The organism is Kitasatospora sp. NPDC092286, from assembly GCF_044755565.1.
In the GTDB taxonomy this organism is placed as follows: Bacteria; Actinomycetota; Actinomycetes; order Streptomycetales; family Streptomycetaceae; genus Kitasatospora.
Genome location: NZ_JBIVRD010000003.1, coordinates 190920 through 200324 on the forward strand (window position 1 = coordinate 190920; position 9405 = coordinate 200324).

Here is a 9405-nt window from a genome sequence, read left to right on the forward strand (position 1 = left end):
ATGCCACCGTGGATCACGTCCTGTACGGGCTCGCCGCCAACCCGGCTCTGCCGTCCGCCGTCGTCGACCGTCTCATCGCGGAGGCGGGCACAGCTGCGGACGTCCCGGCGTTCGCTGAAGCCGACGGCACTGAGCTCGCCGAACATCTCGCCGCCCGGCCGGACCTCAGCCCTTCGCAGGCACGCGCCCTGGCCGCGCATTCGGAGGCCGTCGCCGTGCGACTCGCCTACGACGGCCGGATCGGAGCCGCCGACATCGACCCCGGCAGGCGGCCGGGCGCCGCACTCGCCCTGCTGGACGAGGGCCGCGGGCGGCCGGAGTGGGCGCGCCGGTTCGCAACGGACCCGGTCGTGGAGCGCCGGGTGAAGCTGGCCGGCTGCCCGGGCCTGCCGTCCGAGGTGGCCGAGGCACTGGCGGCCGACCGGGAGACGACCGTCGTCGAGGAGCTGGCGCTCTGGACCGAACGCGCGGACCTGGCCGCCCGGTTCGCCGCCCACGCCGATCCCGGCGTCCGCCGCGCGGCGGCGGCGAACGAGGCGACTCCGGCGGACGCGCTGGCCGTCCTGCTCACCGACTCCCCCGAGATCCAGCAGCCGGCGCTGCGCAACCCGAGCACGCCCGCGCAGGCCGCCGCCCGCTTCGCCGACCACCCCGCACTGCTGCTGCGCCAGGAACTCGCCGCCCGCCCCGATCTGCCTGCGGAGGCCGGCCGACGGCTCGCCGACGACCCCGTTCCCTGGGTGCGGGCGAACCTCGCCGAGAACCCCGCCATCGACGAGCCCCTGATCCGCCGGCTCGCCGCCGACCGCGGCCACGACGTCCAGCGCAGCCTCGCGCACAACCCGCACGTGCCCCTCGACGTCCTGGCCCTCCTCGCCGGCGCCACCCGGATCGGGCCGACGCTGCTCCCCCGGATCGCCGCAGCGTCCCCGGCCGAGGTCGAACAGCTGGCGGTCTCCACCGTCCCGGCGCTGCGGATGCTCCTGGCCCGCCGCCGTGACCTGCCCGCCGCGGTCCGCGACACGCTGGCCGCCGACCCGGACGCCAAGGTGGTGAAGTCCATCGCCTCGCACCCCGGTCTCTCCGAAGCCCAACTGCGCTCCGCAGTCGACCGGTTCGGAGCACAGACCGCCGCAGCGGCCGCCGCCAGCCCCAACGCGTCGCCGGCCCTGCTGGAGTATCTGGCCACCGGCCGACTCGCCACCCACCGGGCCCTCCACGCGATCGCCCACCACCCCGACGCCACGCCCCTCGCCCTCCTCGCCTGTCTGGCCCACCCCAAGTCCCGCCGCCCGGCCGCCGCCCATCCGGCTCTGCCCCTGGACACCCTGATCACGCTCCTCGCCGCACCCGACCGGGAGACGGCGCAGGCGGCAGCGGCCAACCCCTCGCTCCCCCTCGGCACCCTGCTGGCCCTGCTCCCCTGACCGGCCCCCGCCCCGGCCGCCCCGGCCGACCGAGCGCCGCCAGGACCGCCCCCGCACCCGGCGGGCCGTGATTGGGTCGGGGCGCGCACGGGGATCGTGCAGACAACTACTCATGCCACAGGGGGAGTTGTCATGGTAGACGGGCAGGATCTGGTCAGGGCCGTGGTCGGTGCTCTCGTTCGGACGGCCGCGAACAGCGCGACCTCGACGGGAGGCGCGGCAGTCGACGTCGTGCGGGCTCGGCTGCGCGGCACCCCGGACGGGGCTCAGGCGGTGGACGCGGTGGAGGCGGCCCCGTCGGACCGGCACGCACAGGCCCGGCTGGCCGCCGCCATCGGCCAACTGCTGGCCACGGACCAGGCGTTCGCCCGCTACCTGGTCACCACCGAACTGGGTCACCCGGCGCACCAGCCCACCCCTCCGAAGCCCGGGGCAGCGACGACGCTGACGCTCCGGGCGGTCGGCGGCATCCCGGGCGACGGCCTCGCCACGGCCGGCCGCCGCGCCGGCGGCAGTGTCCTGGTGGCGCTGGTGCTGATCGTCGTTGCCGCGCTGGTCGCCCTCGGGATCCACCTGGGGTCGCGCCCCGTCCTCCGGCCCGGTGTGCCCGGCCTCGCGCACGGCGCGGTCGCGCTGCGCGACCCCGGACAGGTGCGGGGCGTCCTGCCGGACCTCCAGGCCATGCCCGCCGGGTGGACGCTGGAGAGCGGCCCGAGTGCGGGCACCGGGTCCGGCGGAGAAGTCCGCTGCCTGCTGCCGGACGCCTGCGACCAGCAACTGGGCTACGCGTCAGTGACCTTCCGCGGCGCCTCCCCGTACACCGTGAACTTCACCGTCGTGAGTTTCGCGTCCACCGAGACCGCGCGCCGGGCCTTCGACCTCACCTCCCAACGGGCCGACGGCGCCGCCACAGCCGTCCCCCTGCCCCGGATAGGCGACCAGAGCACGGCCCGGACGACCGGCGGCCACGAGGTGGAGGCCCTGGTCAGGGTCGGCACCACCCTGCTGTACACCCGCGCCACCGCCCCGGACGAGCCCACGTCCCACGACGCGACGGTCCTGACGGCGTTCGCCCACCTGCTGGCCGAGCGGGCCCAGCAGGCCCAGGACGGCCTCACCCCCGACGCCGTCGACCAGGGCTGACGGCGGGCCGTGCCCGGACGCGCATTCGATCACGACGCGCACCGGCTGCTCACAGGCGGGCTCGTCGGGACCGGCGTGGCGGCGGCCGAAGGCCCGTCCGAACCGGCGAGATGCTTGTCGCCCCGGTCGCCCGGGGCGACGCCCCCTTCACCGGTCAGCGGCGAAGGGCCGCGTCGAGCTGGTGGCGAAGCGCCTCCAGTCGACTGCGGCCGGGGCTGAAAACCGGCATCTGCCGCACAATCCCACGAACCGCCGACGGTGCGTGCTCGATCGCCCACCGGATCTCCTCGTCACCGGCGCCGACGTCGTCGCCCGCCGCGAGCTCACGAGCGCGCGCCACGTACATCGCCGGCCCAAGAGCGTGTTTCGCCTGGTGAGGGGTGGCCAATGGGTGGATGTAAGGGGTCGCCGCCGCGTAGCCCGCGGCACGAGCGGCGGCGGTGGCAGCCGGATCGCCGACCTCGCGTGCGGCCACGAGAGCCGCAAAGGCAAGGGAGCGCAGTCGTGCCGTCCGCTTCCCGTCGCGCGCGAAGAACCGGATGCCCTCGATCGCCTCACGTGGGCGGGTGTCGGACGGAGCCTTCGCCTCGAACAGTGGCAGCACCCGCTCGGCGCAATCGGCAGCCCAGAGCCCGAGAAGCCGACGGTCTTCGTCGCTTATGGTCACGCTGTTCACCCGGACATCCTGCCGGTTCCGGTGCCCCCTGTCGCCGCAATTACGTCCCGCTGCTACGTCCCGCTGCGCAAATGACGTTCCGCTGCGTCGCGCAGAGCCGACCAGTCCGCGCGGGCCCGCCCGGCCCGGTGTCGCCGGTCGCTCGACTAATCGCTCAGGTGTTCGAAATGGGCGTACGCTGGAACCATGCACAGCACCGTTCACCGCCAGCCCTCGTTGTTCGACGACGCCGACGGGGGCGGGGCCGGGCTGGGCCCGCTGGCAGGCGTACGGCGGGTGGTGCTCGGGGCGGGGGCCTGGCTGGACGTGCTGCCGGGGTGGCTCGGCGGGGCGGACGAGGTGTTCGAACGGCTGGCGGTGGAGGTCCCGTGGCGGGCCGAGCGGCGGGAGATGTACGAACGGGTGGTGGACGTGCCACGGCTGCTCGCACACTACGGGGAAGCCGACGAGCCGCCGCACCCGGTGCTGGGCGAGGCCCGGGCGGCGCTGAGCGCGTACTACGCAACGGAACTGGGCGAGCCGTTCCGGGCGCTGGGGCTCTGCTACTACCGGGACGGCCGGGACAGTGTCGCCTGGCACGGGGACCGGATCGGGCGTGGCAAGCGGGAGGACACCATGGTGGCGATCCTCTCGGTGGGCGAGCCGCGCGCACTGCTGCTGCGACCCCGGCCGGGCGGTGCCCAGGGAGGCAACGAAGGCACGCACGTGGTGCGGCAGGTGGTCGGCCACGGGGACCTGGTGGTGATGGGCGGCTCGTGTCAGCGGACCTGGGAGCACGCGATCCCGAAGACGGCCCGGCCGGTGGGACCGCGGATCAGCGTCCAGTTCCGGCCGCGCGGGGTCTCCTGAGCCACCCTTCCTGGCAGGACCGAACACCCGGAACAAGCTGACTGACCATCAATGATTCAGCACTGCACGTAACTTGGCCATGCCCCCGTGATCACGGGTGAGTTCACCGAGGAAGAAGTCCATCGCCCAGCCGCCGCGCAGCCAGACGCGGACGCCGAGACGGCGGGCGAAGCCCACCGTCTCGGCGATCTGGACGAGTTGCCGGTCGGCACGCCCCTGGTCCGAAGACCGCACAGACCCCACATCCATGGTCGGGACGCTAGCAGGAACCGGCCGGGCGGCTCAGTCCTTCACCGCGCCCGCGAGCCCGGAGACCAGCTTGCGCTGCACCGCGATGAAGAAGATCAGCACCGGCACGGTCATCAGGGTGGAGGCCGCCATGATGCCGCCCCAGTCGTTCTCGTCCGGCTTGAAGAACACCAGCAGGGCCGAGGGGAGGGTCTGGTTGTCGGTGGCGCTGATGATGAAGGTCTTGGCGAAGACGAAGTCGTTCCAGGCCGCGATGAAGGAGAACACACTGGTCGCGGCGAGGCCCGGCGCGACCAGCGGCAGCAGGATCCGCCAGAGGATGCGGGACCGGCTGGCGCCGTCGATCTGGGCGGCCTCCTCGATGGAGACCGGTACGGCGGCGACGAAGCCGCGCATCATCCAGATGCCGAACGGCAGCGAGAACGCCAGCTGCACCAGGATCAGCGAGGCCAGGGTGTTGAGGCCGATCCCGGGGGCGAACCGGCCCGCGTCGCGGAACATGAAGAACAGCGGGATGGTCAGCGCCTCGACCGGGATCATCTGGGCGATCAGGAACATCACCATGATGGTGGTGCGGAACTTGAACCGGAAGCGGGTCACCGCCACCGCCGCCAGGAAGACGACCAGCGCCGACAGCACCACCACCGACAGGGCGATGACCAGGCTGTTGAGGAAGTACCGGCCGAACCCGTCGACGCTCAGCACCTGGCGGAAGCTGTCCAGCGTGGGGTGGGTGGTCCACGGCTTGGGGTCGAGGGACTGCACCTCGCCCTTGGGCTTGAAGGCCGAGAGCACCATCCAGAAGATCGGGAAGGCGGTGATGACGGCCACCACGATGGCGGTGGTGTTGGCGGCGAACCGCCAGCGGCTACGGGCGCTCACAGTTCATTTCCCGTCCGTCGCAGGGTGCGGATGTAGAAGACCGTCGGGATCACCAGGATCAGCAGCATGATCACACCGATGGCCGCGCCCAGTCCGTACTGGGAGGAGGCGAAGGCCTTCTGGTACGCGTACACGTTGAGGACGAGGTTCTGGCCGGCGATGCCGCCGCCCTCGGTCATCACGTAGATCTGGGTGAAGACCTTGAAGTCCCAGATGACCGACTGGATCACCACGATGGTGAGGATCGGCCGCAGCATCGGGGCGGTGATCCGGCGGAAGGTGTTCCAGGTGTTGGCGCCGTCCAGGGCGGCGGCCTCCAGGATCTCCTCGGGGATCGCCCTGATGCCCGCGTAGAGCGTCACCATCACGAAGGGGAAGGAGTGCCAGACCACCACGGCCCCGACGATCAGGAACGCCGTCCACTTGTCGTAGAACCAGTTGAACTCGTGGAAGCCGCTGAGCCCGAGGTTGACCAGGGTCTTGTTGACCAGGCCGAGGTTGGTGTCGAAGAGGAAGCTCCACACCGTCGACCCGGTCATCGCCGGCGCCGCCCACGCCGCCATCGCGGCGGTGGTCAGGACCAGCCGGGCCACCCGGCCGACCTTGGTCAGCAGCACCGCCAGGGTGGCGCCGACGGCCAGGGTGGCGACCACGCAGAAGGCGGCGAAGCCGATCGTCTGCAACAGCACCGACCAGAACTGGCCGTCGTTCAGGATCTTCTGGTAGTTGCCGAAGCCGACGAAGCTGGTCGGCGCTCCCCCGGACGCCTGGGCCTGCCCGAAGTCCAGCACGGACAGCAGACCGAGCTGGTAGATCGGGTACGCCACCAGCGGGATCATGATGATCGCGGCCGGCAGGAGCAGCAGCAGCGGGGTGCGGCGCCTGCCGCGCGGGGGCGCGGCCGGGCCGGCGCCCCGGCGACGCCCGCTCGGGGAAGTCGGCGCCGCCGGGACGGTCGTGGTGGATGCGGACACGTACGGGACCTGCTCTCTACGGGGCCGGCCTCGGGGACCGGCCGCCAGGGAACCTGCTCTCAGTGAGTGCCGAGTCGGCGCCCGGTCGGGCGCCGGGTGGGCGGCCGAGTCGCCCGGCGGCGGCTGAGTGGCCCGGCCGTCGGGCCACTCAGCGGGGTGTTCTGCGGGGTTCGGCGGGTGCTCGGCCGTTGGCCGGGTCGCTGAACGAGCAGCTCGGCGACCCGTGCGGTGAGCCACTCGGTGAGTCGCTCACCGAGTAGCTCAGTGGCCCGCGAAGGCCGAGGTGATCTGGGTTGCCGCGTCGCCCGAGGCCTTCGCCACATCCGCCTTGCCGGTGACGATCTGCTGGAGCATGGTCGGGATGACGGCCTGCGCGTCGATCTGCGCCCACGCCTGGTCCATCGGAACGAACCTGGTCCCGGCCGCGATGGTGTCGGTGAACGGCTTGAGGAAGGCGTCCTTGGCGGCGACCTTGTCGTTGACCGACTTGAGGGTCGGCAGGTTGCCCATCGCGTCGTACATCTGCTCCTGGTAACCGGGGCTCGCCAGCAGTTCGGCGAACTCGACGGCGAGGGTGCGGTGCTTGGCCGCCTTCATCACGCCGAGGTTGTTGCCGCCGCCGAACGCCGGGGCGATCGAACCGGCCTTCTCGCCGGGCAGCGGGACGACACCGTACTTGCCCTTGACCGCGCCCGCGTCGACCTTGCTACGGCTGGAGTTGGGCAGGATCGCCATGGCGGACTTGCCGGCCGCGAACAGGTCGACCGTCTTACCGCCGGTGAGGTCCGCGCACTGCTGGGCGGGGCAGCCGTCGGCGCCGAACAGGTCGGTGTAGCGCTTGATACCGGCCTGTGAGGCGGCCGAGTTGATGTCGGCCTTGTACTTGTCGCCGTCCTTGGCCGCGATGTCGCCGCCCGCGTCCCAGACGAAGGGCAGCGCACCGAAGGTGTACTTGCCGCCGACCGCGATGCCGAAGGTGTCCGGGTGCGCGGCGTGGATCTTCTGGTTGGCGGCGACCAGTTCGTCGTACGACTTCGGCGGGGTCAGCCCGGCCTCGGTGAAGAGGTCGGTGCGGAAGTAGAGGGCGCGCACGCCGACCCACCAGGGCAGGCCGTAGGTCTTGCCGTCCAGCACCGCGGTCTTGGCGATCGCCGGGTCGAGGTCGCCCTTGTCCTTCCACTTGTCGAGGTCGGCGCCGATCTCGGCGAGGCCGCCGGCCGCGACGTAGCCCGGGAGATCGGTGTTGCCGAACTCGACCAGGTCCGGGGCACTGTTCGGGTCGTTGAACGCGCCCTTCATCTTGGCGGCGCGGGCCGAGGCGTCGGTGTCGATGTAGCTGACGTTGACGGTGACGCCCTGGTGGGAGGACTGGAACTCGGCGACCGCCTTGCTGATCACCGCTTCCTTCGCCGCGTTGCCGGCCTCGTTGTACAGCCAGACCTGCAGCGTGCCGGTCTTGTCGTCGCCGGCCTTGTCGCCGGCCGGCAGCGCGGTGCCCGGCGAACAGGCGGCCGCCGCGATACAGGTGGCGGTGAGAACGGCGGCCGCAGCGGTCCGTCTGATGAGTCGCATGGGTGGAGACCTCCCCTCCCGACAGTTGCCGCCGAGACGTGCGCCGCTGGGGACGGGCGCGTCGAAGCAGGCCCTGACCGGGGCCGATGGTGGGTGCGTGAACGCGTTGATGTGGGGGTACGGCAGAGCGACCGCTCGGGTGGGCTGCGTCGCCTGCTCGATGCCAGGGACGTTAGGCGGGGGCCCTCGCGGGCAACAAGAGGCACTTCGGGAAGTTTTGCACTGCACAACGCCGTGTCGAAGAATCGGCGAACGCGACGCGAACGGGTACGGTCTGACAACCGCCGCAGTCCAGCGGTGATACGAGAGGGGATCGGGCCGATGACGGAGACGGGGACCGGGGCGGAGGCCGGCGCCGAGGAGCCGCCGGCCGCCGGTACGGCCGACGCTGCAGCCGGTGGTTCGGCTGGTGGTTCGGCTGAGGCTTCGGCCGGTACGAAGCCGAAGAAGGCCACGACCGGCGACCGCAACCAGTCGTCCTCACTGCGCCGCGCGCTGGCCGTCCTCGGCTACGTCCGCGACCACGGCGATGGCCGCGGCGTACCGCTCGGCCAGCTCGCCGACGCGCTCGCCCTCAACAAGAGCACCGTGCTGCGGCTGACCGGCCCTCTGCTCGACGAGCACCTGCTCGACCGCGACCGGGAGACCGGCTGGTTCCGGCTCGGCCACGGCTCGCTCCGCCTCGGCCAGGCCTACCTCTCCACCCTCGACCTGCGCGCCGTCGCCGCCGAGCACCTGCGCCGGCTCCAGCGCGAGGCCGGCGAGACCGTCCACCTCACCGTCTGGCAGGCCCCGGGGATCGTCTACCTGGACAAGGTCGAGGACGAGACCAACGTCCGGATGGCCTCCCGGGTCGGCAGCCGGGCACCGGCCTACTGCACCGCCACCGGAAAGGCGATCCTGGCCTGGCTGCCCGAGGAGGCCGTCACCGAGGTGGTCGCCGCCGGACTGCGCCCGGTCACCGCCTGGACCATCGCCGACGAGACCCATCTACGCGCCGACCTGGCCAGGATCCGGGCCCGCGGCTACTCGATCGACGACCGGGAGAACGAACCGGAGGTCCGCTGCGTCGCCGCCCCGATCTTCGACCACACCGGCGAGGTGACCGCCGCCCTCTCCGTCTCCGGCCTCACCTCCCGGATGACCGCCGCCCGCGTCCGCACCCTCGGCCCCGTGGTCGCCCAGGTCGGCCTGCGGATCTCCCGCGAACTCGGCTCCGACCGCCAGCCCGGCTGACACCCGCCGGCAGGCCCGCCGAGACAGCCGGAAAACGGAAGAGGCCCGGTGCCTGAAACGGCACCGGGCCTCACCCGAATGTAGAGCGCCAGGCCCGGGTCGAACGGACTCTCCCTACTGAAAGTAGGACGTGCTCCTGTAGCACCACTGACGCCTGACGAGGAATCATCTCCCTCGCGACAAGAAGAACACTACCAGCCCAGAACACCCACCCGAACCCGCCCGCGACCCACACGGAAACCCCCACGGAAACGAACAAGGCCCGGCACCAGAAACGGCACCGGACCTCACCCGAAAGTGGAGCGCCAGGCCCGGGTCGAACGGACTCTCCCTACTGAAAGTAGGACGTGCTCCTGTAGCACCACTGACGCCTGACGAGGAATCATCTCCCTCGCGA

The 9405-nt window shown here is 71.8% G+C and carries 9 protein-coding genes; 4 read left to right on the forward strand and 5 right to left on the reverse strand.

The window, feature by feature from the left end; genetic code table 11:
* Nucleotides 1-8: 8 nt before the first annotated feature.
* Entirely contained in the window at nt 9-1427 is a 1419-nt protein-coding gene (locus ACIQIB_RS05380; protein WP_400756812.1) for a hypothetical protein, read from the forward strand.
* A gap of 132 nt (nt 1428-1559) precedes the next feature.
* On the forward strand, nt 1560-2570 hold the full coding sequence (locus ACIQIB_RS05385; protein WP_400756814.1) for a hypothetical protein: 1011 nt from the start codon (nt 1560-1562) through the stop codon (nt 2568-2570).
* Nucleotides 2571-2724: 154 nt separating this feature from the next.
* Here the strand turns inward: ACIQIB_RS05385 and ACIQIB_RS05390 are convergent, their stop codons facing one another.
* Nucleotides 2725-3246: a putative immunity protein gene (locus ACIQIB_RS05390; protein ID WP_400756816.1), complete on the reverse strand. Its 522-nt coding sequence runs from the start codon at nt 3244-3246 to the stop codon at nt 2725-2727.
* 186 nt (nt 3247-3432) lie between these two features.
* Between ACIQIB_RS05390 and ACIQIB_RS05395 the strand changes: the two genes are divergently transcribed.
* Nucleotides 3433-4095 (forward strand): alpha-ketoglutarate-dependent dioxygenase AlkB, encoded by a 663-nt coding sequence (locus ACIQIB_RS05395; protein ID WP_400756817.1) that lies wholly within the window; start codon nt 3433-3435, stop codon nt 4093-4095.
* A gap of 48 nt (nt 4096-4143) precedes the next feature.
* Here ACIQIB_RS05395 and ACIQIB_RS05400 read toward each other — a convergent pair whose 3' ends face one another.
* From ACIQIB_RS05400 to ACIQIB_RS05415, 4 genes are all read right to left on the reverse strand, one after another.
* Nucleotides 4144-4344: a nucleotidyltransferase domain-containing protein gene (locus ACIQIB_RS05400; protein ID WP_400756819.1), complete on the reverse strand. Its 201-nt coding sequence runs from the start codon at nt 4342-4344 to the stop codon at nt 4144-4146.
* A gap of 33 nt (nt 4345-4377) precedes the next feature.
* Nucleotides 4378-5226, reverse strand: coding sequence for a carbohydrate ABC transporter permease (locus tag ACIQIB_RS05405; RefSeq protein WP_363609020.1), 849 nt, complete (start codon nt 5224-5226; stop codon nt 4378-4380).
* Nucleotides 5223-6200, reverse strand: a complete 978-nt coding sequence (locus ACIQIB_RS05410) for a carbohydrate ABC transporter permease (protein ID WP_400651298.1) — start codon at nt 6198-6200, stop codon at nt 5223-5225. Before ACIQIB_RS05410 ends, ACIQIB_RS05405 begins: the two co-directional genes overlap by 4 nt.
* A 261-nt stretch (nt 6201-6461) precedes the next feature.
* Nucleotides 6462-7772: an extracellular solute-binding protein gene (locus ACIQIB_RS05415; RefSeq protein ID WP_363609024.1), complete on the reverse strand. Its 1311-nt coding sequence runs from the start codon at nt 7770-7772 to the stop codon at nt 6462-6464.
* 321 nt (nt 7773-8093) lie between these two features.
* Here ACIQIB_RS05415 and ACIQIB_RS05420 point away from each other — a divergent pair, with 321 nt between their 5' ends.
* Complete coding sequence (locus ACIQIB_RS05420) at nt 8094-9008, forward strand: IclR family transcriptional regulator (protein ID WP_363609026.1); 915 nt, start codon at nt 8094-8096, stop codon at nt 9006-9008.
* The last annotated feature ends 397 nt before the right edge of the window (nt 9009-9405 follow it).